At 72.8% G+C, this 23468-nt stretch carries 20 protein-coding genes; 12 read left to right on the forward strand and 8 right to left on the reverse strand.

Annotation, left to right across the window (positions count from 1 at the left end):
* Positions 1-14: 14 nt before the first annotated feature.
* Complete coding sequence (locus ACIPJI_RS07455) at positions 15-1394, reverse strand: SWIM zinc finger family protein (protein WP_402244969.1); 1380 nt, start codon at positions 1392-1394, stop codon at positions 15-17.
* Between the two features lie 134 nt (positions 1395-1528).
* Here ACIPJI_RS07455 and ACIPJI_RS07460 point away from each other — a divergent pair, with 134 nt between their 5' ends.
* The 8 genes from ACIPJI_RS07460 (at position 1529) to sucD (ending at position 11318) form a co-directional block, all read left to right on the forward strand.
* Positions 1529-1951, forward strand: a complete 423-nt coding sequence (locus ACIPJI_RS07460; protein ID WP_356620601.1) for an MmpS family transport accessory protein — start codon at positions 1529-1531, stop codon at positions 1949-1951.
* Positions 1952-2072: 121 nt separating this feature from the next.
* Complete coding sequence (locus ACIPJI_RS07465; protein ID WP_402244970.1) at positions 2073-3185, forward strand: AAA family ATPase; 1113 nt, start codon at positions 2073-2075, stop codon at positions 3183-3185.
* Entirely contained in the window at positions 3182-5515 is a 2334-nt protein-coding gene (locus ACIPJI_RS07470) for a DUF5682 family protein (protein WP_402244971.1), read from the forward strand. Before ACIPJI_RS07465 ends, ACIPJI_RS07470 begins: the two co-directional genes overlap by 4 nt.
* A complete protein-coding gene (locus ACIPJI_RS07475) occupies positions 5512-6687 on the forward strand; it encodes a VWA domain-containing protein (RefSeq protein ID WP_307707855.1) in 1176 nt (391 codons plus the stop codon). Before ACIPJI_RS07470 ends, ACIPJI_RS07475 begins: the two co-directional genes overlap by 4 nt.
* A 113-nt stretch (positions 6688-6800) precedes the next feature.
* On the forward strand, positions 6801-7793 hold the full coding sequence (locus ACIPJI_RS07480; RefSeq protein ID WP_402244973.1) for a hypothetical protein: 993 nt from the start codon (positions 6801-6803) through the stop codon (positions 7791-7793).
* Between the two features lie 111 nt (positions 7794-7904).
* The gene (locus tag ACIPJI_RS07485) at positions 7905-8891 is read left to right on the forward strand and encodes a hypothetical protein (RefSeq protein ID WP_402244974.1); all 987 of its coding nucleotides are present in this window, start codon (positions 7905-7907) and stop codon (positions 8889-8891) included.
* A 340-nt stretch (positions 8892-9231) separates the two neighbouring features.
* A complete protein-coding gene (sucC, locus tag ACIPJI_RS07490; RefSeq protein ID WP_159688374.1) occupies positions 9232-10413 on the forward strand; it encodes an ADP-forming succinate--CoA ligase subunit beta in 1182 nt (393 codons plus the stop codon).
* Positions 10414-10433: 20 nt separating this feature from the next.
* On the forward strand, positions 10434-11318 hold the full coding sequence (gene sucD, locus ACIPJI_RS07495) for a succinate--CoA ligase subunit alpha (protein WP_053557004.1): 885 nt from the start codon (positions 10434-10436) through the stop codon (positions 11316-11318).
* Positions 11319-11390: 72 nt separating this feature from the next.
* Here the strand turns inward: sucD and ACIPJI_RS07500 are convergent, their stop codons facing one another.
* Positions 11391-12713 (reverse strand): sigma factor-like helix-turn-helix DNA-binding protein, encoded by a 1323-nt coding sequence (locus ACIPJI_RS07500; RefSeq protein ID WP_402244977.1) that lies wholly within the window; start codon positions 12711-12713, stop codon positions 11391-11393.
* 116 nt (positions 12714-12829) lie between these two features.
* On the opposite strand from ACIPJI_RS07500, the gene ACIPJI_RS07505 reads away from it, so the two are divergent.
* Positions 12830-14599, forward strand: a complete 1770-nt coding sequence (locus ACIPJI_RS07505) for a DUF6350 family protein (RefSeq protein ID WP_402244979.1) — start codon at positions 12830-12832, stop codon at positions 14597-14599.
* 32 nt (positions 14600-14631) lie between these two features.
* Here ACIPJI_RS07505 and ACIPJI_RS07510 read toward each other — a convergent pair whose 3' ends face one another.
* The gene (locus tag ACIPJI_RS07510; RefSeq protein WP_356620608.1) at positions 14632-15426 is read right to left on the reverse strand and encodes a hypothetical protein; all 795 of its coding nucleotides are present in this window, start codon (positions 15424-15426) and stop codon (positions 14632-14634) included.
* A 234-nt stretch (positions 15427-15660) separates the two neighbouring features.
* On the opposite strand from ACIPJI_RS07510, the gene purN reads away from it, so the two are divergent.
* Both purN and purH read left to right on the forward strand, forming a co-directional pair.
* A complete protein-coding gene (purN, locus tag ACIPJI_RS07515) occupies positions 15661-16275 on the forward strand; it encodes a phosphoribosylglycinamide formyltransferase (RefSeq protein ID WP_356620609.1) in 615 nt (204 codons plus the stop codon).
* Positions 16272-17834, forward strand: a complete 1563-nt coding sequence (gene purH, locus ACIPJI_RS07520) for a bifunctional phosphoribosylaminoimidazolecarboxamide formyltransferase/IMP cyclohydrolase (protein WP_307707862.1) — start codon at positions 16272-16274, stop codon at positions 17832-17834. Before purN ends, purH begins: the two co-directional genes overlap by 4 nt.
* Positions 17835-17905: 71 nt before the next feature.
* Here purH and ACIPJI_RS07525 read toward each other — a convergent pair whose 3' ends face one another.
* From ACIPJI_RS07525 to ACIPJI_RS07545, 5 genes are all read right to left on the reverse strand, one after another.
* Positions 17906-18379: a hypothetical protein gene (locus tag ACIPJI_RS07525; RefSeq protein ID WP_402244982.1), complete on the reverse strand. Its 474-nt coding sequence runs from the start codon at positions 18377-18379 to the stop codon at positions 17906-17908.
* A 56-nt stretch (positions 18380-18435) separates the two neighbouring features.
* Positions 18436-19377 (reverse strand): hypothetical protein, encoded by a 942-nt coding sequence (locus ACIPJI_RS07530; RefSeq protein WP_402244983.1) that lies wholly within the window; start codon positions 19375-19377, stop codon positions 18436-18438.
* 97 nt (positions 19378-19474) lie between these two features.
* A complete protein-coding gene (locus ACIPJI_RS07535; RefSeq protein WP_402244985.1) occupies positions 19475-20884 on the reverse strand; it encodes a serine/threonine-protein kinase in 1410 nt (469 codons plus the stop codon).
* Positions 20881-21636, reverse strand: coding sequence for an FHA domain-containing protein (locus tag ACIPJI_RS07540; RefSeq protein ID WP_402244986.1), 756 nt, complete (start codon positions 21634-21636; stop codon positions 20881-20883). Before ACIPJI_RS07540 ends, ACIPJI_RS07535 begins: the two co-directional genes overlap by 4 nt.
* A 162-nt stretch (positions 21637-21798) precedes the next feature.
* Positions 21799-22338, reverse strand: a complete 540-nt coding sequence (locus ACIPJI_RS07545) for a hypothetical protein (RefSeq protein WP_356620613.1) — start codon at positions 22336-22338, stop codon at positions 21799-21801.
* A 245-nt stretch (positions 22339-22583) separates the two neighbouring features.
* Here ACIPJI_RS07545 and ACIPJI_RS07550 point away from each other — a divergent pair, with 245 nt between their 5' ends.
* Positions 22584-23453 (forward strand): bifunctional methylenetetrahydrofolate dehydrogenase/methenyltetrahydrofolate cyclohydrolase, encoded by an 870-nt coding sequence (locus tag ACIPJI_RS07550; protein WP_189466720.1) that lies wholly within the window; start codon positions 22584-22586, stop codon positions 23451-23453.
* Positions 23454-23468 lie beyond the last annotated feature (15 nt).

The following is a 23468-nucleotide window of genomic DNA, read 5'->3' on the forward strand; positions in this document are numbered from 1 at the left end:
AGGTCTCCCTACGTTCAGATCAGCGGGACCGTCTCGGACATGTCCTCCGGCCAGGCCGTGAGCGGCACGAAGCCCCGGTGGCCGAACTCGCCGAACACGGTGACCGGCCGGCCGCCGGCGAGGGCCACGAGCTTCCACAGGCCCGGGCGGGTGAGCGCCGCGGCGGCGACGGGCAGCGCCGCGCCGCCGTCGGCGTCGACGAGCTGCCATCCCGTCCCGTCCGGGACGGGTATGACGCCGGTGAGGGTGACCGGCCAGGAATCCAGCCACGGGTCGTCGCGCAGGGCCTGCCCGTACGCGTCGGCCGCCGAGGCGCACGGCCCGCCCGGGGGCGGCGCGTCGATGGCGACGGGCGGACCGAACTGCGTGCCCAGCTCCGCCCTCGGCCGGCCGGCGCCGTACGGGGTGACCTCGGCGTCGATCATCAGCCCGACCGGCAGGGCGAGTTGCGGAGGCCGGCCCGCCGCGCCGAAGGAGAGCAGCAGCGCGGTTTGCCCCGACCCACGCCCGTGCAGCCAGACGCGGCGAGTGGTGAGCTTGCCGTCGGCCGAGTCGTACTGGGCGAGGACCAGCCAATGGTCCCGGACCGCGGGGCCTTCCGCGGCCGACGGCAGGCCGACCTTGCCCCGGACAGTGGCGGCCAGCGGCTCGGGCAGCCGCTCGCGGCCCAGCCAGGCGGAGCCCAGCAGGTGGATCAGGGAGCACTCCTCCAGCAGCCGCACCGGCCAGCCGGGCCCGGAGCCCGGGATCGCGCCGAGTTCCCTGACGCGCGCGGCGAGCCCCGGTGCCTGGGCGTCGACCATCCGTGCGGCGGTCTCCTCCCACAGTCCGTATCCGGACCGTTCGGTGGCCGCGAGACCGCCGCGCAGCAGATCGGCGAGCCGCTGTTCCAGTTCCGTGGCGCCCGCGGTGATCCGCTCCGCCCTGCGTTCCGCGCGCCGCCGGGCCGCTTCCGGGTCGGCGCTCTTGGCGGCGCCTGAGCCGGTGCCCGGCTGTTCCTTGACCGCGGCGCGGCTCCTGCGTCCCGACAGCCATTCGTCCGCCCACTCCGGCACCTCGGAGTGCGGCACGGTCTGCTCGTCGCACGCCCAGAGCAGCAGCAGGCCCAGCGCGTGCTTGCACGGGAACTTCCGGCTCGGGCAACTGCACTTGTACGCGGGGCCGGTGGTGTCCACGACCGTCTGGTACGGCTTGCTGCCGCTGCCCTTGCACAGGCCCCACACGGCCCCGGACGAGTCGCAGCCCGCGCCCGACCAGGGGCCGGCCGCGCCGAGCTTGCTTCCCGCCTTGCGTGATGCGTTGTCAGGAGCCAGCGACAGCACCTGCTCCGCGGCCCAGCGCGCCACCCCTTGATCCATGGAGGCAGGGGCCGTTCCCCCGTTTGAAAGCAGCATGGGAACGACGCTAAGGGGGACCACTGACAATCGCTCTGACCTGCGAATCCGCCCATGCCGAGCGGGTGTTGGCCCACCGTTGTCCTGCTACTTTTGACGCAGTGTCGAATTCGGTAGATCCGGGGGGATCCAGTATGAAGCGCTCCATCCGTGCGGCGGTCCGCGCCGTCACGGCCACCGGCATCGCGGCCGGCCTGGCCTTCGGTCTCACCGCCTGTTCCGAGGCGGTCGACCAGGTCGACAAGGTGGTCGACGAGAAGTACGAGGTGACGTACGAGGTCACGGGCAAGAACGTCGACTCGATCCAATACCACGGCGGTGGCGGCGAGGCGATGAACCCGAAGATCGAGACGGTGGACAAGCCCACCCTGCCGTGGACGAAGACGGTCACGCTGCGCGGCATCATGCCCGCCGCGGTGATGCCGGTCGCCGCCGACCTCACCGGCACCGAGGTCACGTGCAGGATCACGCACAAGGGCAAGGTGCTCACCCAGGAGACGGGCGAGGGTCTCACCTCCGCGGGCGGCTGCATCGCGGAGTCCCCGGTCGGCGGCTGACTCCCTTTCTCCACACCGGCTTTCGGCCTCTGACCTGCGGTCATGCCGAGGCCGGGCCGATTGTCAGTGGCATGGTGCACGGTGGATCCCACATCGGGTCGAACGATCTGGAGGGGGATCCATGACCGTGTCAGAAACCGTCGCCAAGGCGGGCAACGAAGCCCTGCGGCCGCACGCGGAGGACGCTTTCGCCGACGAGCTGAAGGCGCTGGCCGCGGCCGACGACCGGCCGCGGCCGGTGAACTGGCGGCTGTCGCCCTGGGCCGTCGCCACCTATCTGCTCGGCGGCACGCTCCTCGACGGCACGGTGATCACACCGAAGTACGTGGGGCCCCGCCGGATCGTCGAGGTGGCCGTCACCACGCTCGCCACCGACCGTGCTCTGCTGCTTCTCGGCGTGCCGGGCACCGCGAAGACCTGGGTGTCGGAGCATCTGGCCGCGGCCGTCAGCGGCGACTCCACCCTCCTTGTGCAGGGCACCGCCGGCACGCCGGAGGAAGCCATCCGCTACGGCTGGAACTACGCCCAGCTGCTGGCGCACGGCCCCAGCCGGGACGCGCTGGTGCCCAGCCCCGTCATGCGCGCCATGTCCGAGGGCATGACCGCCCGCGTCGAGGAGCTCACCCGCATCCCGGCCGATGTGCAGGACACGTTGATCACGATTCTTTCCGAGAAGACGCTGCCCGTACCGGAGCTGGGCCAGGAGGTGCAGGCCGTCCGCGGCTTCAACCTCATCGCCACCGCCAACGACCGTGACCGCGGGGTCAACGACCTGTCCAGCGCCCTGCGCCGGCGCTTCAACACCGTCGTCCTGCCGCTGCCCCTGACGCCGGAGGCGGAGGTCGACATCGTGTCGCGGCGCGTCGACCAGATAGGGCGTTCGCTCGACCTGCCGGCCGCGCCCGAGGGGCTGGAGGAGATCCGCCGGGTGGTCACGGTCTTCCGTGAGCTGCGCGACGGGGTGTCCACCGACGGCCGCACGAAGATCAAGTCCCCGTCCGGGACGCTGTCGACGGCCGAGGCGATCTCCGTGGTCACCGGCGGCCTCGCCCTGGCGGCGCACTTCGGTGACGGCGTGCTCCGGCCGGGGGACGTGGCGGCGGGCATCCTCGGCGCGGTCGTGCGGGACCCGGCCGCCGACCGGGTCGTCTGGCAGGAGTATCTGGAGACGGTGGTGCGCGAGCGGGACGGCTGGAAGGACTTCTACCGCGCCTGCCGCGAGGTGAGCGCATGACCTCCCTCCTGCTCGGGGTCCGCCACCACGGGCCCGGCTCGGCCCGGGCGGTGCGGGCCGCGCTGGAGGCGGCCACCCCCGCGGCCGTACTGATCGAAGGCCCGCCGGAGGGCGACGCCCTGCTCCCGCTGGCTGCCGACGCGCAGATGCGTCCGCCCGTCGCCCTGCTCGCGCACGCCGCTGACGATCCGGGCAGGGCCGCGTTCTGGCCGCTGGCCGAGTTCTCCCCCGAGTGGGTGGCGATCCGGTGGGCGCTGGCCAACGGCGCGGCCGTGCGCTTCATCGACCTGCCCGCGGCGCATTCGCTCGCGCTGACCGGGGAGGCCGGGCCGGGGCCGGAGGACGCCTCGCAGGACACGCCGGACGTGCGGGTCGACCCGATCGCGGTTCTCGCCGGAGCCGCCGGGTACGACGACCCGGAGCGCTGGTGGGAGGACGTCGTCGAGCTCCGGGGCACCCGCCCGGCACCGAACCGAGGACCGGCGGACGACGCCGCCGGCGAGCCCGACCCGTTCGCGCCGTTCGCCGCCCTGGCGGAGGCCATGGCGGCCCTGCGGGAGACGTACGGCCACGGCGGTCACGACCGTGACCTGGTGCGTGAGGCGTTCATGAGGCTCCAGCTCCGCGCCGCGAAGAAGGAGTTCGGGGACGACGGCGTCGCCGTCGTCTGCGGCGCCTGGCACGTGCCGGCGCTCATGACCGCGACGACGGTCGCCGCGGACAAGGCCGTCCTCAAGGGGCTGCCCAAGGTCAGGACGGAAATGACGTGGGTGCCCTGGACGCACCGCAGGCTGGCGCGCCGCTCCGGCTACGGGGCGGGCATCGACTCGCCCGGCTGGTACGGCCACCTCTTCGGTGCCCCCGACCGGCCCGTGGAGCGGTGGATGACGAAGGTGGCCCGGCTGTTCCGGGACGAGGACCGGATGGTGTCGTCCGCCCATGTCATCGAGGCCGTCCGGCTCGCCGAGACCCTGGCCGTGATGCGGGGCCGACCGCTCGCCGGACTGACCGAGACCGTCGACGCCGTCCGGGCGGTGATGTGCGACGGCTCGGACGTGCCGCTCGACCTGGTCAGGGACCGGCTCATCGTGGGGGACGTCCTGGGCGAGGTGCCCGACACGGCGCCCGCCGTGCCGCTCCAGCGTGACCTGGCCCGGCAGCAACGCAGTCTGCGGCTCAAGCCGGAGGCCCTCGAGCGCGAACTGGACCTGGACCTGCGCAAGGACACCGACGCGGCCAAGAGCCGGCTGCTGCACCGGCTGCGGCTGCTCGCGGTCGGCTGGGGCGAGCCGGCCGCAGGCCGGGGAAGCACCGGCACGTTCCGGGAGAGCTGGCGGCTGCGCTGGGAGCCCGAGCTGTCCGTGAAGGTCGCGGAGGCCGGCGTCTGGGGCACCACCGTGCTCTCCGCCGCCACGGCCAAGGCCGAGGCGCAGGCCGGCTCCGCGACGGCGCTCGCCGAGGTGACCGCCCTCGCCGAGCAGTGCCTCCTGGCCGAACTGCCCGACGCGCTCCCCGTGGTGATGAAGGCCCTGGCCGACCGGGCCGCCCTCGACACCGACGTGAGCCATCTCGCGCAGGCGCTGCCCGCGCTGGCCCGTTCCCTGCGGTACGGCGACGTGCGTGCCACGGACACGGCGGCACTCAGCGAGGTCGCCGCCGGACTCGCCGAGCGGATCTGCGTAGGTCTGCCGCCCGCCTGCGCCGGGCTCGACGCGGACGGCGCGGACGAGATGCGCGGCCATCTCGACGGTGTGCACGCGGCCGTCGGCCTGCTGCCGGACGCCGAAGGCATCGGGGAGCGCTGGCGTTCCGTGCTGCGCAAGCTGTCCGGCCGGGACTCCGTCCCCGGGGTGATACGCGGCCGGGCGGCCCGTCTGCTGCTGGACGAGGGGCACCTCGAGGAGGACGAGGCCGCACGCCTGATGGCCCTCGCGCTCTCCCCGGGAACGGAGCCGGCCGCGGCGGCCGCCTGGATCGAGGGCTTCGTCGGCGGTGCGTCCGGCGGAGGGCTGCTGCTCGTCCACGACGAACGCCTGCTGGGGCTCGTCGACTCGTGGCTGACCGGCGTGTCCGCGGCCGCGTTCACCGATGTGCTGCCGCTGCTGCGCCGCACCTTCTCGGCCTACGAACCGGGCGTCCGCCGCACGCTGGGTGAACTCGTCCGGCGCGGGCAGGGAACGGCGGCCGCGCAGACACGGAGCGACGCCGGGATCCCCGGCTTCGGACCCGGCCTGGACACCGCCCGCGCGGACGCGGTGCTTCCCGTGCTGGGGCTCCTCCTCGGCATCGACGACAACGAACTGAACGACCTGGCGGGAGTGGCCGGATGACTGCGAGCGTGAACGACGAGCGGCTGCGGCGCTGGCGGCTGGTGCTCGGCGGAGAGTCGGGTGCCGACGGCACGGGCCGCACCCTCACCGGTACCGACGCCGCGATGGACGGCGCGCTCACCTCCCTCTACGGCCGATCCGCCGGCAGCTCCGACGGCAGTCGCAACAGCAGCCGTTCGGCCGGTCTGGGTGCGTCCGCGCCGTCCGTCGCCCGCTGGCTGGGCGACATCCGTACGTACTTCCCGAGCTCCGTGGTGCAGGTCATGCAGCGTGACGCGATAGACCGGCTCGGCCTCTCGGCGCTGCTGCTCGAGCCGGAGATGCTGGAGGCGGTCGAGGCCGACGTGCATCTCGTCGGCACCCTGCTCTCGCTCAACAAGGCGATGCCGGAGACGACGAAGGAGACGGCCAGGGCGGTCGTGCGCAAGGTCGTCGAGGAACTGGAGAAGAAGCTCGCCACCCGCACCAGGTCCACCCTGACCGGTGCGCTCGACCGCTCGGCGCGGATCAACCGGCCGCGTCACCGGGACATCGACTGGGACCGCACCATCCGGGCGAACCTCAAGAACTATCTGCCGGAGTTCAACACGGTCGTGCCCGAGCGGCTCATCGGCTACGGCCGGGCGTCCCAGGCGGTGAAGAAGGAGGTCGTGCTCTGCATCGACCAGTCGGGCTCGATGGCCGCGTCTGTCGTCTACGCGTCGGTCTTCGGCGCGGTGCTGGCCTCGATGCGCTCCATCGCCACCCGCCTTGTCGTCTTCGACACGGCCGTCGTCGATCTGACCGACCAGCTCGACGACCCGGTGGACGTCCTGTTCGGCACCCAGCTCGGCGGCGGCACGGACATCAACAGGGCGCTGGCGTACTGCCAGTCGCAGATCACCCGCCCCGCCGACACCGTCGTCGTCCTGATCAGCGACCTCTACGAGGGCGGCATCCGCGACGAGATGCTGAAGCGGGTCGCGGCGATGAAGGCGTCCGGAGTGCAGTTCGTCACTCTGCTGGCGCTCTCCGACGAGGGCGCCCCCGCCTACGACCGTGAGCACGCGGCAGCCCTCGCGGCCCTCGGGGCACCGGCGTTCGCCTGTACGCCGGACCTTTTTCCCGACGTCATGGCGGCGGCCATCGAGAAACGCCCCCTGCCCATACCGGACATGGCCGCCCATCAGTAACAGGACGTGACATGGTGACCCATCGGTAACAGGGGACTTGCGTCGCCCAGGGAGCTTCGTGCGAGCATCGTCGCGATCCCGGCTGATGCCGACCGAGAGAGAGCCCCTCCACCGTGACTGCCGCAGCGCTTCGCACCGCTGCCGTCCCGCGCGCGCTGCGCCGGGCGGCGGCCGGTTCGCGGATGCTGCGCCTTCTGCTGCTCCTCGGGGGAGTTCTGACGCTCGGCCTGCTCTTCTGCGGGCCGGCCCAGGCTGCCGAGCCCCCGGCGGGTGACGTCACCGCCGAGGTCCAGGCCGGCGCTCGGCACGGAAGCGGCACCGACACCGTCGCCGTGCCCCGGCCGACCGGTGCGGGAGACACCGTTGCCGCGCCGATCCCTTCGGGCCCGTCGGCGGGAGCGGCCGCACCCGGCTCCGCCGGACCGTCCACCTCCGCCGGGACTCCGGCTGCGGTGGAGCGCGCCGAGCAGCGGGCAGCACAGGAACTGCGGCGCGTGGCCGCCGGATCCCTGAGCGCCGCCGGCGCCGCGGGCGCCGGGCAGGCCGTGGAAACGGTCCGCGAGGCGGCCCGTCCGGTCACCGACGGCGTGCGCCGGCTCGCCGGTCCGCTGCTCGGTCTCATCACCGGGCCGCTGCCCGGCGGCCAGTTGCCGGGACCCGGCGGCGCGCTGCCGGGCGACGGTGGCGTCGTGGTCCCCGACGACCTTCCGGCACGGCAGTACGCGCCGGGTGGCGAGGCGTTCACCGTCGCGCCCGCCGGTACGGACCCGGCGGCCGGCGACACGAGCCCTTCCGTCGCAGGTCCCAGCGTGGCCGCCGGCGCTCCGGGCCGTGACTGCGGCGACGCGCACGGCGGTCACTTCGGCGCGACGCGTGCCACGTCCGCGCAGTCTCCCGCGCCCGCACCGGCCCCTGTGGACCCGTGCAGGGATCAGCCGGGCGCCGTGCACCACTCCGGCGAGACGCACACGCCCCGCGCGGGCGACCAGCCGGCGGCCACGTCGGCCGGCAACTCCCCGGACGCGTTCGCCTGCGGTCCCCGCTGCCCGGCGGCCGAGCCGCCGACCCGCGACAGGCCCCGAGACGTACTCGAATTCCCCGGCTAGGGCAGGCCTTCCCCCGCCTCCTGACCTGCCACGCGGGGGTGGGCAGGTCTGCCCGCCACTCCGGAGCCCTGTTCTCCGGACCGCCGAACGAATTCGAAGGAACCACCGAGCATGCACAAGAACATCCGCCGCTCCATCGCGGTCGCGGCCACCGCCACCGGTATGTGGGCCATCGGGACCGCCGTGGCCAGCGCCGACGAGGCGCCCGTCTCCGTGCCGCTGTCCACCCCGGACCAGGCCGTCGACGCCACCGTCGACGTGGTGACAGACGTGGACGCCGCCGCCGGCCTGGCGGAGCGGCTGCCCGCGGCCGACGTCCAGGACGTGGCGACCGGCTCCGCCGAGCAGGCCCGTGAGTACGTCGAGGGCGAACTCCCCTCGTACGAGGCGCCGTCCGTTCCCGACGTGCGCCTGCCGTCCCCCGAGGCCCCGTCGGTGGACGTCCCCGCCGCCCCGGCCGTCGACGCCGACATCGACTACCTCTTCGGTCCCCTCTCCGCGTTCGCGCACGAGCTGGAGCAGGCCCCGGCCGCTGCCGAGGCCGGCGTGCAGGGCGCGGTCGACGCGTCCGGCCCCATCGTCGACGAGACCTCCGCGGCCGTGCTGCCGCCCGTCGTCGCGACCGCCGTGGCCGGCGCGCAGCCGGTCGCCGCCCAGGCCGCCGGTGACGCGGGCGTACTCGCCCAGGGCGTCGTCTCCGACGTGCAGCCGTTCGCCGGCTCTGTCGCCGGCCAGGTGCAGCCGTTCGCGACGGGCGTCGTCTCCGAGGTGCAGCCGTTCGCCGGCGGCGTCGCGGGCGAGGTGCAGCCCTTCGCGGCCGGTGTGGTCGCGGAGGTCCAGCCGCTGGTCGACACCGTGGCGGGCCATGTCCAGCCGCTCGCGCAGGGCGTCGGCCACAGCGCCGGTGACCTGGCCTACGGCCTGACCGGCCAGGTGGACCCGTTCGCGGCGGGCGTGGTGTCGGAGGTCCAGCCGTTCGCGCAGGGTATTGCGACGAACGTCACGGGCGACGCGGTGCCGCTCGCCGGCAACGCGGTCGGCGGGGTGCAGGGCGTCGTCTCCGACGTGACCCCGAGCTACCTCCCGTACGGCATCTGAGCAGCCACTCGCCGAGGCACCCGTCAGGTGCCTGACCAGGCAACCAGTAGCAGGGGCGGGACGCCACCGGGATCCGGGTGGCGTCCCGCCCGGCTCTGCGGGGGAGGCCTTCGGCCCCGGTCCGGCCGTATGATCGGGGTGCGCTCTGTGACCGTAATCACCGCTCAGGTGTGATCTGCGATTTAGGGGCGCACCTCCGGCGGGGATAACCTGCCAGGCGGACATGCCGCGCCCACGGACACCGTGTGTGCCTCCCTTGTGACAAGAGCAGTCACGTTGCCCTTCGCGGCACGCCCACGCAGACAACGAACCGCGATCATCAGAAAAGGGACGGACGCGCGTGGACCTGTTCGAGTACCAGGCGAGGGACCTCTTCGCCAAGCACGGTGTACCGGTGCTGGCCGGTGAAGTCATCGACACGCCTGAGGCGGCGCGCGAGGCCACCGAGCGACTGGGCGGCAAGTCGGTCGTCAAGGCGCAGGTGAAGGTCGGCGGCCGCGGCAAGGCCGGCGGCGTCAAGCTGGCCGCCACTCCGGACGAGGCCGTCGCCCGTGCGACGGACATCCTCGGGATGGACATCAAGGGCCACACGGTCAACAAGGTGATGATCGCGGAGACCGCTCCGGAGATCGCCGAGGAGTACTACGTCTCGTACCTCCTCGACCGCACCAACCGCACCTTCCTGGCCATGGCCTCGGTCGAGGGCGGCATGGACATCGAGGAGGTCGCGGCCACCAAGCCCGAGGCCCTCGCGAAGGTCCCGGTCGACGCCAACGAGGGTGTGACCAAGGAGAAGGCCGCCGAGATCGTCGCCCAGGCGAAGTTCCCGGCCGAGGTCGCCGACCAGGTCGCCGACATCCTGGTGACCCTGTGGAAGACCTTCATCGCCGAGGACGCGCTCCTCGTCGAGGTCAACCCGCTGGCCAAGGTCGCCGACGGCCGCGTCATCGCGCTCGACGGCAAGGTGTCGCTCGACGAGAACGCCGACTTCCGCCAGCCGGAGCACGAGGCCCTCGAGGACAAGGCCGCAGCCAACCCGCTCGAGGCTGCCGCCAAGGCCAAGAACCTCAACTACGTCAAGCTCGACGGCGAGGTCGGCATCATCGGCAACGGCGCGGGCCTGGTCATGTCGACCCTCGACGTCGTCGCCTACGCCGGCGAGGCCCACGACAACGTGAAGCCCGCCAACTTCCTCGACATCGGTGGCGGCGCCTCCGCCGAGGTCATGGCGAACGGCCTCGAGATCATCCTCGGCGACCCGGACGTCAAGTCCGTCTTCGTCAACGTCTTCGGTGGCATCACCGCCTGTGACGAGGTCGCCAACGGCATCGTCCAGGCCCTGGAGCTGCTGAAGTCCAAGGGCGAGGAAGTCACCAAGCCGCTGGTCGTGCGCCTCGACGGCAACAACGCGGAGCTGGGTCGCAAGATCCTCTCCGACGCCAACCACCCGCTGGTGCAGCGCGTGGACACCATGGACGGCGCGGCCGACAAGGCCGCCGAGCTCGCCGCTGCTGCGAAGTAAGGGAAGAGGGATCTAGAACCATGGCTATCTTCCTGAACAAGGACAGCAAGGTCATCGTCCAGGGCATGACCGGTGCCACGGGCATGAAGCACACCAAGCTCATGCTGGGTGACGGCACCAACATCGTCGGCGGCGTGAACCCGCGCAAGGCCGGCACGTCCGTCGACTTCGACGGCACCGAGGTACCGGTCTTCGGCTCCGTCGCCGAGGCCATGGAGAAGACGGGCGCCGACGTCTCCGTCCTCTTCGTGCCGCCGGCCTTCGCCAAGGCCGCCGTCGTCGAGGCGATCGACGCCGAGATCCCCCTCGCGGTCGTCATCACCGAGGGCATCGCCGTCCACGACTCCGCCGCCTTCTGGGCCTACGCGAAGTCCAAGGGCAACAAGACCCGCATCATCGGCCCGAACTGCCCCGGCCTCATCACGCCGGGCCAGTCCAACGCCGGCATCATCCCGGGCGACATCACCAAGCCCGGCCGCATCGGTCTCGTGTCCAAGTCCGGCACGCTGACCTACCAGATGATGTACGAGCTCCGTGACATCGGCTTCTCCTCCGCCGTCGGCATCGGTGGCGACCCGGTCATCGGTACGACGCACATCGACGCCCTCGCGGCGTTCGAGGCGGACCCCGACACCGACCTGATCGTGATGATCGGTGAGATCGGCGGCGACGCCGAGGAGCGTGCGGCCGACTTCATCAAGGCCAACGTCACCAAGCCGGTCGTCGGCTACGTCGCGGGCTTCACCGCCCCCGAGGGCAAGACCATGGGCCACGCCGGCGCCATCGTCTCCGGCTCCTCCGGCACCGCCGCGGCGAAGAAGGAGGCCCTCGAGGCCGCGGGCGTCAAGGTCGGCAAGACGCCGACCGAGACGGCCAAGCTGGCGCGCGCCATCCTCGCCGGCTGACCTTCCGCAGTACATGTGTGGGCCCGCCCCGGGTGACCGGGGCGGGCCCACACGCGTTTCGGAAGGAGCCTGTCAGCCGTGCAGCGGGACGAGGCGCCCAGGTCCGCTCGCCGGTTTTGAACGGAGCTTGTCGCGGAGTTCCTTGTCCTTGTCCGTCAACCGGTGCGGCCCGTGCTGGGGCGCGGGCACGCCTTCGATCTGCTGGGCCGGTGAGACGGGCGGATCGTACTGGCGTGGCGCCGTGACCAGCGTGAAGGCGGTCGCGGCGACGATCAGCGCGGTCGCCGCGACGACCGCCCGTGTCCACATCTGCGCCCGGCGCTCGCACCCGCTGCGCACGTCGCACGCCGGTGTCATCAGGGGTGCGGGTCCGGCGCCGGCCAGTCCCCTCATCCGGTCCCGCAGCACGCTGGTGTCCGCCAGTTCGGGGAGCCGCTCGGCCATGGCCTCACGCGCGTGCACGAGACGGTTCGCGGCGGCCGGGGTGCTGGCCTCCGTCTCCGCCGCGGTCTCCGGCAGCCCGAGCCCGAGGCCGTCGTGGAGCAGCAGCGTGCGGCGGTAGGCCGTGGGGAGTTCCAGCAGCGCCTCGAGCAGCTCCCGCCGGGGCTCCTCGCCGGGCAGTTCGTCGGGGTACCGGTGCGCGGGCCGCAGTCGGTTCCACGGGGACACGGCGTACTCGTACGCGACCGCCCGCACCCAGCCGGCCGGGTCGCGGTCCACGGCGACCTCCGGCCAGCGCTGCCAGGCGTGGTGGAAGGCCCGCTCGACCGACTCCTGGGAAAGACGCCGGCGTCCGGTGAGCAGATACGTCTGGCGCACCAGGTCCGGGGCGGCGCCCGCGTACAGCACGTCGAACGCCTCCTCCGGGCTGGGCGGCGGCACGGTCAGGGCCGCCGGGCCGAGGGAGCCGACGACACGGGGGCTGTCGGCGGAGGGCGCCGTCGCGTACGGCTGTCCGGGCCTGCCGACGGGCCTCGGACACAGGGCCGCGGGCGGCTTCGCTGCGCGCTTCGCGGCGGGGCGGGGACGGGTGTTCGCCGTGGGCTGCGCCGTGCGGGTCGGCGGTGCGGTGCGGACCCGGCCGTCCCGGTCCTCTCCGTCCCGGTCCCTTTCGTCCCTGCCGTCAGGGTCCCGGTCGTCCTTCAGGGGCCCGGCGCCCGGGGCCCACTCCCCGGTCCGCATGTCGAGGACGGCGAGCAGCCTGGCGTACGCCTCGCGTTTGCGCCCCCTGGGGTCGGTGCGCCCGGTCTCCCATGACCGGATCGTCGCCCGGGTGACTCCGATCGTCGTCGCGACCTCGTCCTCGGAGAGGGCCTTCCCCTCTCGAAGCCTGCGCCGTTCCTTCGGGGGCGGCAGGGGGGTGCCGGACGCGGAGCGGGTGATGCTCTCGGTCATGAAGGGCCCCTCACAGCACTGCACTCGACAAAAAAGCACATAAACGTATCTTGGGCGACACATCGGTCATTCGCCCGTTACGTGGATAAAGCGCGTGTCGTTGGCAGCATGGCCGCGTGACCCAAGTGACCGAACAGAGCCACTCAGTGCCCCAAGCCCCGGTCGCCGTGCAGGGCGGCGCGTCGGTCGCGCTGGTCGCGTCGTTCGTACGCGGCGCGACGGCGGCCGGACTCGGGCTCGGCGTGATCACCGTGCTCGTGATGGTGATGTGGATCAGCTCGCCCTTCCCCGACAGCGACCCGGCCGACGCGCTGCACGTCGCGGCTGCGCTGTGGCTGCTCGCGCACGGCACGGAGCTCGTACGGACGGACACGCTCTCCGGGGCGCCCGCGCCGATGGGGATCGTGCCGCTGCTGCTCGTCGCCGTGCCCGCCTGGCTGGCCCACCGGGCGGCACGCGACGCCTTGGAGCCGGCGGAGGGCAGGCCGAGGCCGTCCGCCTGGAGCGCGCCGACGATGGTGGCCAGCGGTTATGTGATGGTCGGTGCGCCGGTCGTGCTCTACGTCGCCGGTGGTTCCTTCGCGGCCGACCCGATCAGCGCCCTGGTCCATCTGCCGCTCGTGACCTTCCTGGCCGCCGCCACCGGGGCCTGGACGGCGAGCGGCCGGCCGCTGGGTCCGTTGCCGGCCTGGGTGCCGCAGCGGCTGCGGGCGGCCGTCGCCCGAGCCAGGGTGACCGCCGCGCTGCGGTCCGCCGTTGCCGCCACGCTCACGCTGCTCGTCGGCGGCGCGGTGCTGGCCGTGACCTCCACGGTCTGGCACGGACGGGCCGCGCAGGAGTCGTTCCTGGGCCTGTCGGGGGAGTGGTCGGGCCGGGCGGCCGTCGCGCTGCTGGCGCTGGCGCTGCTGCCGAACGCGGCGGTATGGGGTGCGGCCTACGGGCTCGGGCCGGGCTTCGCCCTCGGTACGGGCGCGACGGCGGCGCCGCTCGCGGCGACCGGCACGCCCGCGCTGCCCGACTTCCCCCTGCTCGCGGCGGTACCGGGTGAGGGGCCCGGCACGCCGCTGCACTGGGCGGCGGTCGCGGTGCCCCTCGCCGCGGGAGTGGTGGTCGCCTGGTTCACGGTGGGAGCGGCGGCCCCGCGACACGGGGAGCGCGCGAGCGCCTGGAGCCCCGGCGGGACCGCCCTCGCGGTGCTGCTCGGCGCGGTCGGCTCCGCCGGGCTCATGTGCCTGCTCGCCGCGGCGTCCGGAGGCCCGCTCGGCACCGGCCGCCTCTCGGAGTTCGGCCCCGTGTGGTGGCTCACCGGCGGCGCGGCCCTGCTCTGGACGGCCGGCCCGGGGATCCCGCTGGCGCTGGCCCTGCGGGCGTGGCGGCTGAGGACGCCCGGCCGAGGATGGCGGGGACTGCTGCGCCGTCGCGACGCCGAGGCCGAAGGGCCAAGGGAATCGGTGCTCTTCGCAAAGGCACCGGCGACGTCCCCGGCGCCCTCGGCTCCGGCGGCGGGGCAGGAGCCGTCGGACACGGACCTCGACGGCGGGTCCGGCCCGCTCGACGACGAGTCCGAGCTGTACGACTTCCTCCCGGCGGACACCTGGACCGCCCGCGGACCCCGTGAGGACCGGTGGGCCGCGCTGAAGGAGTCCTCCGGCGGCCTGATGCCGGACTTCCCCCCGCTTCCGGTACCTGCCCCGCCGACCGGGCCCGAGCCCGCCACCGTTCCCGAGCCTGCCACCGTTCCCGAGCCCGCCACCCGTTCGGGGCCCGCCCCGGCGCCCCCGTCCGCGTCGCCGACCATGTCGCCGCCCGCCCCGCCGCCCGCGTCGCAGGCGGCGAAGGGCCCGAGCGGGGAACCGCCCGAGCCCTTTGAGGAAGCCGCCCGCTGACCCGCGGCGCGGCTCCCGCGCGCTTTCGCGCGTTACTCCTTGACGCCCAGCACGCCCCGCAGGGGCTCCGGGAGCTCTTGGTTGCAGGCCAGCTGCCCCGACTTGGTCAGTGCGTCGTTCACGCAGGTGTAGTAGTCGCGGTAGACCAGCTGCGCCGTGAAGGACGCCGCCACGATCACCAGCGCGATGCTCGCCATCACCAGGCCGCTCACCGCCGCCGTGATCTGCGGCCTGCCGGGGCCGGCGGGCGGCGCGGACGCGGGGGCGTGCTGCGGTGGGGCCGGGGCGTTCGCCGGGGTTCCCCCCGTGGTCAGGGAGGTGGTGTCCACCCGGCGCTGGGGCTTGGCGCGCAGGGAGCTGATGCTCCAGTACAGCGCCAGCGCGCCGAGCAGCAGGGCGATCTCGGGGAAGTCGAACAGGGCGAAGAAGAACGCCCACATGCCCGACAGCAGCGCGTACCGCGCCCGCCGCTGCGCGGGGTCCGTCGGGTCCCAGCGCAGGCCGCCGGGAGTGCCCGGACCGCCCTGGCCGCCGTTGCCGTCGGGGCGCGGACGGCCGCCGAAGCCGCCACCCGAAGAGCGGCCGGGCTGCCGGCTGCTCCACTGGCTGCCCCAGTTCGAGCCCGAGCCCGAGCCCGAGCCGCTGTCCGGGCCGTCACCGCCGGACCGGCCGGAGGACGAGGAGGAGTCGTCGTCGGACGACGGGTGGCGCGGCTGCCACGGCTGGTCCGGCCTGCCCTCCGGCGGCGGCGCGAAGGGGTTGTTGTCGTCCGTGGACTGGCGCTCCCGCGGCAACAGGAGGTCCGTACGACGGCGTCGGTCCGGCATCTGGTGAACGTCTTCCCCTCGTCATGCCCTTGATCGGGACCGCCTGGGCGCGGGCCCTGCCCCCAGACGCTACCTTCCGGCCACGCCCCCGTCCCGTGGGGGCCGTGCTGTGTGCCGGTATCGTTGCTGACGGTCGACCGCTTCGTAGAGTTCCCCGTATCCGGGGATGCGCTCCATTTGTACGACCGCACAAAGCTGCACCGTAAGCCGCACCGTAACGCGAAAAGAGTCCCCGTGGCCGCCGCCCGCATCGTCGTCCTGGTCTCCGGGTCCGGTACCAACCTCCAGGCCCTGCTCGACGCCATCGCCGCCGACCCCGAGGGGTACGGCGCCCGGATCGTCGCCGTCGGGGCCGACCGTGACGGCATCGCAGGTCTCGACCGGGCCGAGCGCGCCGGACTGCCCACCTTCGTGTGCCGGGTGAAGGACCACGCCACCCGCGACGAGTGGGACCGCGCACTGGCCGACGCCACCGCCGCGTACGAGCCCGACCTCGTCGTCTCCGCCGGCTTCATGAAGATCGTCGGCAAGGAGTTCCTCGGCCGCTTCGGCGGCCGGGTCGTCAACACCCACCCGGCGCTGCTGCCCAGTTTTCCCGGTGCCCACGGAGTGCGGGACGCACTCGCGTACGGCGTGAAGGTCACCGGATGCACCGTCCACTTCGTCGACGACGGCGTCGACACCGGCCCGATCATCGCCCAGGGCGTGGTCGAGGTACGGGACGAGGACGATGAAGCCGCTCTCCATGAGCGCATCAAGGAAGTCGAGCGCTCCCTGCTCGTCGAGGTCGTGGGGCGTCTGGCCCGGCACGGCTACCGCATTGAGGGACGAAAGGTAATGATCCCGTGACCGCCGAAGGTACGAAGCGCCCCATCCGCCGCGCACTCGTCAGCGTCTACGACAAGACCGGCCTTGAGGAGCTGGCCCGCGGCCTGCACGAGGCGGGTGTCTCCCTGGTCTCCACCGGTTCCACCGCCTCGAAGATCGCCGGGGCGGGCGTCCCGGTCACCAAGGTCGAGGAGCTCACCGGCTTCCCCGAGTGCCTGGACGGCCGCGTCAAGACCCTCCACCCGCGCGTGCACGCCGGCATCCTCGCCGACCTGCGCCTGGAGGACCACCAGCGGCAGCTCGCCGAGCTGGGCGTCGAGCCCTTCGACCTGGTGATCGTGAACCTGTACCCGTTCAAGGAGACCGTCGCCTCCGGCGCCACCCCGGACGAGTGCGTCGAGCAGATCGACATCGGCGGCCCGTCGATGGTCCGCGCCGCCGCCAAGAACCACCCCTCGGTCGCGGTCGTCACCAGCCCGGCGCGATACGCGGACGTGCTGACCGCGGCCCGCGAGGGCGGCTTCGAGCTGGCCGCCCGCAAGCGCCTGGCCGCCGAGGCCTTCCAGCACACCGCCGCGTACGACGTGGCCGTCGCGTCCTGGTTCGCCTCCTCCTACGCGCCCGCCGACGAGAGCGACTTCCCCGACTTCCTCGGCGCCACCTGGGAGCGCGAGAACGTCCTGCGCTACGGCGAGAACCCGCACCAGCCCGCCGCGCTCTACACCTCGGGCAGCGGTGGCCTCGCGCAGGCGGAGCAGCTGCACGGCAAGGAGATGTCGTACAACAACTACACGGACACCGACGCCGCGCGCCGGGCCGCGTACGACCACTCCGAGCCCTGCGTCGCGATCATCAAGCACGCCAACCCCTGCGGCATCGCGATCGGCGCGGACGTCGCGGAGGCGCACCGCAAGGCGCACGCCTGTGACCCGCTCTCCGCGTTCGGCGGCGTGATCGCGGTCAACCGCCCGGTCTCCGTGGCGATGGCCGAGCAGGTCGCCGAGATCTTCACCGAGGTCATCGTGGCCCCGGCGTACGAGGACGGCGCGGTCGAGGTCCTGGCCCGCAAGAAGAACATCCGCGTCCTGCGCGCCGAGGGCGCCCCGGCGAACCCGGTCGAGCTCAAGCCCATCGACGGCGGCGCGCTCCTCCAGGTCACCGACCGCCTCCAGGCGGACGGCGACAAGCCGGAGAACTGGACCCTGGCGACGGGCGAGGCCCTGTCCGCCGAGGAGCTGGCCGAGCTGGCCTTCGCCTGGAAGGCGTGCCGCGCGGTCAAGTCCAACGCGATCCTGCTCGCCAAGGACGGCGCCTCGGTGGGCGTCGGCATGGGCCAGGTCAACCGCGTCGACTCCGCGAAGCTCGCGGTCGAGCGGGCAGGCGAGGACCGGGCACGGGGCGCGTACGCCGCGTCCGACGCGTTCTTCCCGTTCCCGGACGGCCTGGAGATCCTCACCGCGGCGGGCGTCAAGGCCGTGGTCCAGCCGGGCGGTTCGGTCCGCGACGAGCTGGTCGTCGAGGCGGCGAAGAAGGCGGGCGTGACGATGTACTTCACGGGAACGCGGCACTTCTTCCACTGAGCCGTGCGAGCACGGCGTGCGGCCCGCCGGTCCGGACGACCGGCGGGCCGCACGCGTGCCGGGAGCCGCGGTCAGCTCATGAAGCGCGAGCACCCGCTGGTGAACACCCACTGGTGCGACGAGATGCTGTTGTTCATGCTGTAGCCGGTGGTGTACGTGTTGAGGGACAGGTTGTCGACGTACAGCTCGCCCCGCTTGAGGCAGTTGTAGCCGCCCGCGTAGCCCGCGTGACGGTAGAACGCGACGACGTCCTCGCCGCCGTAGTAGCCGCTGTTCATGACGGACGACGCGCGGTCGTTGTCGGACCCCGTGAACGGGCCGGAGCCGTCGGCCCAGTTGGAGTCGTCCCCCTGCGTTCCGCCGAGATAGGTGCCGGAGCAGTCGTAGCCGTCCCAGGCGCGGACGTAGCCGTCGCTGCCGGGCCACGCGTTGTCGCAGCCGACCCCTGCCGGGGCGGCCGGGGCGGCATGGGCCGCCGTGGCGGGTGCGGCGAGGCCGACGGCCGCCAGGCCGAGCGCGGCGAGGGCCATGGTGAACTTGCGCATGATGAACTCCCGTTCGTCTTCGTGTGAAGTGGTGCGGGTGTGCTGTGGGCCGCCCGTCAGGCGCGGGGGCCCACGATCTCCTCGGCACGCGCCAGGGCGTTCCGCTGGAGACGGCGATGGGTGTCGAGCGCTTCGCGGTACTCGGCGCGCAACGTGCCGATGTAGTGGGCCTGGCGCTGCCGGCCGACAGCTCTGAGCGAGGCGTCGCGGGCGCACAGGGCGTCGGCGGTGGCGATCCTTTTCTCGACGGCGAACGCCCTGTCCGGCGGCAGGTCCCGGGCCGTCCGCCGGGTGCCCTCACGGGCGGCCTCCGGGTCGCGGTAGGGGTGGCCGGCTCGTGCCATGCACGCCGCCCATGCCTTGACGGCCTGGCCGAACTGCTGGTCCCGCAGCAGATCCGCGACATACAGCGGACGGAGATTGAGCGCCGCCTTCTCGGCGCGGAACCACGTCTTCTGGTCGCCGTACAACTGCTTCCGGGCCTCGCCGACGCAACCGCCGGTGCGCCCCCGGATGGTTCCGCCGCCGCCCGGCACCTCGACCGTGAGCACCGTGGCGTCCCGGCCGCCGTCCAGCGCGGTGTCGTAGAGCGCGCGCCGTTGGGCGGAGAGTTCGTTGCGGTGGACGAGGTTCGGGTTGTGCCGTCGGGCCCAGTCGCTCTTGGCCTCGATACGGCTGCCGTAGCCGTGCTCGCGGGCCCAGTCGGCGTCGTCCTGGACGTAGCCGACCGGGCGGCTCTCCTCCAGGGTGAGCGGCCGGTGCTCCGAGAACGGGAAACCGCGCCGGTTCATGCACTGCTTGACCAGGCGCTGCTCGGCGTCCGAGATCCGCAGCTCGTCGGCGTGGCCCAGCTCCGCGGCCGGGCCGTTCACGTCCGTGTGCCGGCCCGGCGCGGCCGCGCCGGCCGCCCCCTGCCCGCCGCCGTCCTGTGTGCACCCGGTCACGGCGGCCGACAAGGCCGCCGCGACCGCACACGCGGCGATGAACCTGCGTTTCATGTACCTGCCCCCCGTCGCGCGCCGCCCGTTCGGCGGCGCACCGACACCATCCCGCCGGAGCCGGGCGGGAGGTACCTCGTACGTCAGAGGGTGGCGGTCAGCAGGACTTGGCCCACGTGTGCGACAGCACGCTCGAGTCCAGGGCCAGATCCTGCCGCTGTCCCTTCTCGACGCAGCCGAGGCGCTGTTCCAGTCCCGGCTTCGCGAAGTACGCGACGTGGATGAAGTTGTCGGGGTCGGGCAGGCCGTTGTTGAAGAGGGAGCGGGGGCGTTCGGTGGCTGCCCAGGAGCAGTCGTTCTCGCCGTCGAACCAGTCAGGGTCGTCGCCCGACCAGGCGCACATCCTGCCTTCGCCGCCGGCCTCGGAGAAGAAGCAGACGGCGCCCGGCTCGCAGCGGTCGTAGCCCGTGGCCGCCTGTGCCGTCCCGGTGCCGCTGCCCGCGCTCGGGCTCGGGGTGTGCCCGGCGGCCGCGTCGGCGCGCGGCTTCGTGGCCGGGTCGTCGGCCATGAGCATCCGCACCCCGAAGCCCGCCGTCGCCAGGGCGAGTATGCCGGCCGCCACGGCGAGCAGCGGACGGCGCGCGCGTCTTCGGCGCGGTACCAGTCCGGCCGCCGCGTCCGCCGTCCGCCGCAACAGGGACGTCGCGTCGTGCCTGGCCCGTTCCTCATGCGTGCGTGCCAGGCAGTCCTGGACGATCTCCCGCCAGAGCGCGGGCAGTTCCGGGGAGAGCCGCAGTTCCTCCTCACCGCGGGCGTAGCGCACCGCCGCGTCGCGGCGCGCCGAGGGGGAGCCCCCCGGCATGGGGAACGACCCGGTCAGGACCAGGTGCGCCAGGACACCGAAGGCCCAGATGTCCGCTGTCTGCCGTACCTTCCGGCCACGTTCGCCGATCTCCGACCACAGCAGCTCGGGCGGCGTGTAGTCGGCGGTCGCGAAGGCCGGCGCGTACGCGTGGGTGCCGTCCAGTTCCGCCGCCATGTTGAAGTCGCCGAGACGTGCGGTGCCGTCGGGCATCAGCAGTACGTTGCCGGGTTTGAGGTCGCCGTGCACCCAGCCCGCGCCGTGCAGTTGGTGCAGCCCCTCACAGACCTGCGTCAGCAGCGTGGGTCCCGCCTGTGGCCGGTTCTCCCTCGCGAGCAGTGTCTCGAGCGAGCCCTGTGCGGCCTCCAGCACGAGCACGGTGGCCCCGTCCAGCTCGGGGTGCGCGGCGTCGTCGACCGTCAGCGCCTCGTACATCCGGATCAGGCGTGGCGAGCGCAGCTTTTGCAGGAGCGCCACCTCGCGCTCGGCGAGCTCCCGCAGATGCCGCAGCTGGCGCGGGGTGTGCGTGCCGGTCGGCAGGAACTTGAGTGCGGCGCGGGCGGGACCGCCGGGCTCCGGAGCGGTGTGGTGGGCCGCGTACACATTGCCGAACGCCCCGGCGCCCAGCGGTTCGTCGACGATCCATGCCCCGACGCGGTAGCCCGCGGGCACGGCGGCGATGCCGTACGGCCCTGGGGCGGTCATCGCCCGGCCCCGCCCGTTGCCGCGGCCGCGAGCGCCGGCAGGTCGTCCTCGCGCACGAGGTCGAAGCGGAGCGCCAGCGAGACGAGGGACTCCTTCTTGCCGTTCAGCCGCGGCCCTTGGTCGACGGTGTCAGGACCGGGCTTGAGGCGCAGCTTCACCGCGAGGTAGTCGATGTTCCACTGCACGGCCGCCCGGTTCGCCGCGGGCCACACCGGCCGCAGCCGCTCCACGACCTGCTCGACGGTGGGCAGTGGCGCATGGGGCGCGCCGCGCAGCCGGGGCTCGCAGAGGGCCGCGAGCACCAGGAAGTAGCGCTTGGTGCGGTCCAGCGCGAAGGCCAGCACGGTCGGTTCGCCGTCCGGGTCGGGCCCTTCGGCCTCGGCGTAGTCGTGGCGCGGGGCCCAGACGTCGAAGCTGACCGGTTCGTCCGCGGCGGGCAGCACGACACGGGAGAACTCGAACGGCACGGGTGCGCCGATACGCCCCGGCGCGATCTTGATGTGTTCCCCGGCGCCCTCCGGGTTCTCCACGACATAGGTGGACGTGCCGCTGAGGTTGCTGAGCGACCAGTAGGTGCCCGCGGCGGTGATCTCGCCCGCGGTGCGCGAAACGCACGGGTGCGGGATGGTCAGTTGCCGGCTGCCGCCGCCCGGCGCCGGTGTGCGGCCGAAGCGGAGCGTGTCCCCCGGTGCGAGCCTGATCTGTTCCTGTGCGGTGACGCAGGATGCCGGTACGACGACGATGCTGTACATCCCAATCCCTTTCCCCCGACGGAATCAGCGCCAGGGTAGGGACAGGTACGGGCAGGGGCACGGCGTTCGCCCGGTGTGGCACGAGAGTGGACCGGCCGGGAAAGGCCGAAGGCCGTGAAACCCGGGGGTTTCACGGCCTTCGACCTGTGCGGGGTGCGTGACTCACACGCGCTGGCGGTTGAACCAGGCGCCACCGTCGGACTTGCCGACGAACACGGTCACGAGGATCGCCAGGACGGTGTGCACGAGGCCCACCAGGATGAACGGGTAGATGCCCAGGATGGCGGTGATGATGCCGAACACCATCGCCGCGATGCGGATGCCGTTGCCGCCGCTGCCGAACTTGACGGCGAGGACTATGGCGAAGACGCCCCAGGCCAGCACCAGCAGCGTGAGCAGCCACAGGACACCGGACGAGTATTCGGCGAGGTCCTGGAACTGGACGTCGTCCCTGAGCGCCGGGTCTTCCTTCGCCTTGCCGATGGCCACCGCGCTGAGCGCGAACAGGATCGTGCCGATCAGCTGGAAGCCGGCGATGATGTAGAGCATCACGCGGGCCGCCTTGACGCCGCCCGGCATCTCCTGCGGGCCGGTCGGGAGACCGCCGCCGTAGGGCTGGACCGGCGGGGCCTGCGGGTAGCCGTAGCCGGGCTGCTGGCCCTGCTGCTGGCTGTAGGGGTTGTTCGGGTCGCCGAAGCTCATGGCGGGTTCCTCCGTGTGGAAATGCGGGGACGACGCGGCCCGAGCGGAGGAACTGTGCTGTTTTTACTGTTTTGCCCCCCGGCACTGCCCGCGGCACTGCGCGGCTCATCGTCGTCTGAGAGTGGACTTTTTGTCCAGCCGGTATCCACAGGTGTTGTGCAAGTGCAACCTCCCGGCCATCCGCCCGTCGAGACGGAGACCGGGCGGATTGGAACCGGGGCGGGTCCATCCGGGAGGATGGGGGTATGACTGCCCAGATTCTCGATGGCAAGGCCACCGCAGCCGCGATCAAGTCCGACCTGACCGCCCGGGTGGCGGCCCTCAAGGAGCGGGGGATCACGCCCGGTCTCGGAACCCTGCTCGTCGGGGACGACCCGGGCAGCCGCTGGTACGTCAACGGAAAGCACCGTGACTGCGCGCAGGTCGGCATCGCGTCGATCCAGCGCGAACTGCCCGGGACCGCAACGCAGGAAGAGATCGAGGCGGTCGTACGGGAGCTCAACGAGAACCCCGAGTGCACCGGTTACATCGTCCAACTCCCGCTTCCCAAAGGCATCGACGCGAACCGCGTCCTGGAGCTGATGGATCCGGCCAAGGACGCGGACGGGCTGCACCCGGTGAGCCTCGGCCGGCTGGTGCTGGGCATCGAGGGACCGCTGCCCTGCACGCCGTACGGCATCGTCCAGCTGCTGCGCCACCACGGCGTGGAGATCAAGGGCGCGAACGTCGTGGTCGTCGGGCGCGGCATCACCATCGGGCGGCCGATGCCGCTGGTGCTGACCCGTAAGTCGGAGAACGCGACCGTGACGCAGTGCCACACCGGTACGCGTGACCTCTCCGCCCACCTGCGCCAGGCGGACATCATCGTCGCCGCGGCCGGTGTGCCGCACCTGATCCTGCCCGAGGACGTCAAGCCCGGCGCGGCCGTGCTCGACGTCGGCGTCAGCCGTGACGAGAACGGCAAGATCGTCGGCGACGTCCACCCCGGCGTCGCTGAGGTGGCCGGCTGGGTCGCCCCGAACCCCGGCGGCGTGGGACCGATGACGCGCGCGCAGCTGCTGGTGAACGTGGTCGAGGCCGCCGAGCGAGCGGCGTCGGCCGAGTCCGCGGCCTGACGGGAAGAGGCTGAC

It is taken from the genome of Streptomyces sp. NPDC086835 (assembly GCF_044745705.1).
Lineage (GTDB): Bacteria > Actinomycetota > Actinomycetes > Streptomycetales > Streptomycetaceae > Streptomyces.

What these genes read in the sequence shown, in the direction of transcription:
- sucD (WP_053557004.1), top strand. Translation starts at nt 10,434, where the DNA reads ATGGCTATCTTCCTGAACAAGGACAGCAAGGTCATCGTCCAGGGCATG.
- ACIPJI_RS07550 (WP_189466720.1), top strand. Translation starts at nt 22,584, where the DNA reads ATGACTGCCCAGATTCTCGATGGCAAGGCCACCGCAGCCGCGATCAAG.
- ACIPJI_RS07460 (WP_356620601.1), top strand. Translation starts at nt 1,529, where the DNA reads ATGAAGCGCTCCATCCGTGCGGCGGTCCGCGCCGTCACGGCCACCGGC.
- ACIPJI_RS07470 (WP_402244971.1), top strand. Translation starts at nt 3,182, where the DNA reads ATGACCTCCCTCCTGCTCGGGGTCCGCCACCACGGGCCCGGCTCGGCC.
- ACIPJI_RS07535 (WP_402244985.1), bottom strand. Translation starts at nt 20,884, where the DNA reads ATGACCGCCCCAGGGCCGTACGGCATCGCCGCCGTGCCCGCGGGCTAC.
- ACIPJI_RS07465 (WP_402244970.1), top strand. Translation starts at nt 2,073, where the DNA reads ATGACCGTGTCAGAAACCGTCGCCAAGGCGGGCAACGAAGCCCTGCGG.
- ACIPJI_RS07530 (WP_402244983.1), bottom strand. Translation starts at nt 19,377, where the DNA reads ATGAAACGCAGGTTCATCGCCGCGTGTGCGGTCGCGGCGGCCTTGTCG.
- ACIPJI_RS07545 (WP_356620613.1), bottom strand. Translation starts at nt 22,338, where the DNA reads ATGAGCTTCGGCGACCCGAACAACCCCTACAGCCAGCAGCAGGGCCAG.
- ACIPJI_RS07500 (WP_402244977.1), bottom strand. Translation starts at nt 12,713, where the DNA reads ATGACCGAGAGCATCACCCGCTCCGCGTCCGGCACCCCCCTGCCGCCC.
- ACIPJI_RS07485 (WP_402244974.1), top strand. Translation starts at nt 7,905, where the DNA reads ATGCACAAGAACATCCGCCGCTCCATCGCGGTCGCGGCCACCGCCACC.
- ACIPJI_RS07510 (WP_356620608.1), bottom strand. Translation starts at nt 15,426, where the DNA reads ATGCCGGACCGACGCCGTCGTACGGACCTCCTGTTGCCGCGGGAGCGC.
- ACIPJI_RS07525 (WP_402244982.1), bottom strand. Translation starts at nt 18,379, where the DNA reads ATGCGCAAGTTCACCATGGCCCTCGCCGCGCTCGGCCTGGCGGCCGTC.
- ACIPJI_RS07540 (WP_402244986.1), bottom strand. Translation starts at nt 21,636, where the DNA reads ATGTACAGCATCGTCGTCGTACCGGCATCCTGCGTCACCGCACAGGAA.
- ACIPJI_RS07475 (WP_307707855.1), top strand. Translation starts at nt 5,512, where the DNA reads ATGACTGCGAGCGTGAACGACGAGCGGCTGCGGCGCTGGCGGCTGGTG.
- ACIPJI_RS07455 (WP_402244969.1), bottom strand. Translation starts at nt 1,394, where the DNA reads ATGCTGCTTTCAAACGGGGGAACGGCCCCTGCCTCCATGGATCAAGGG.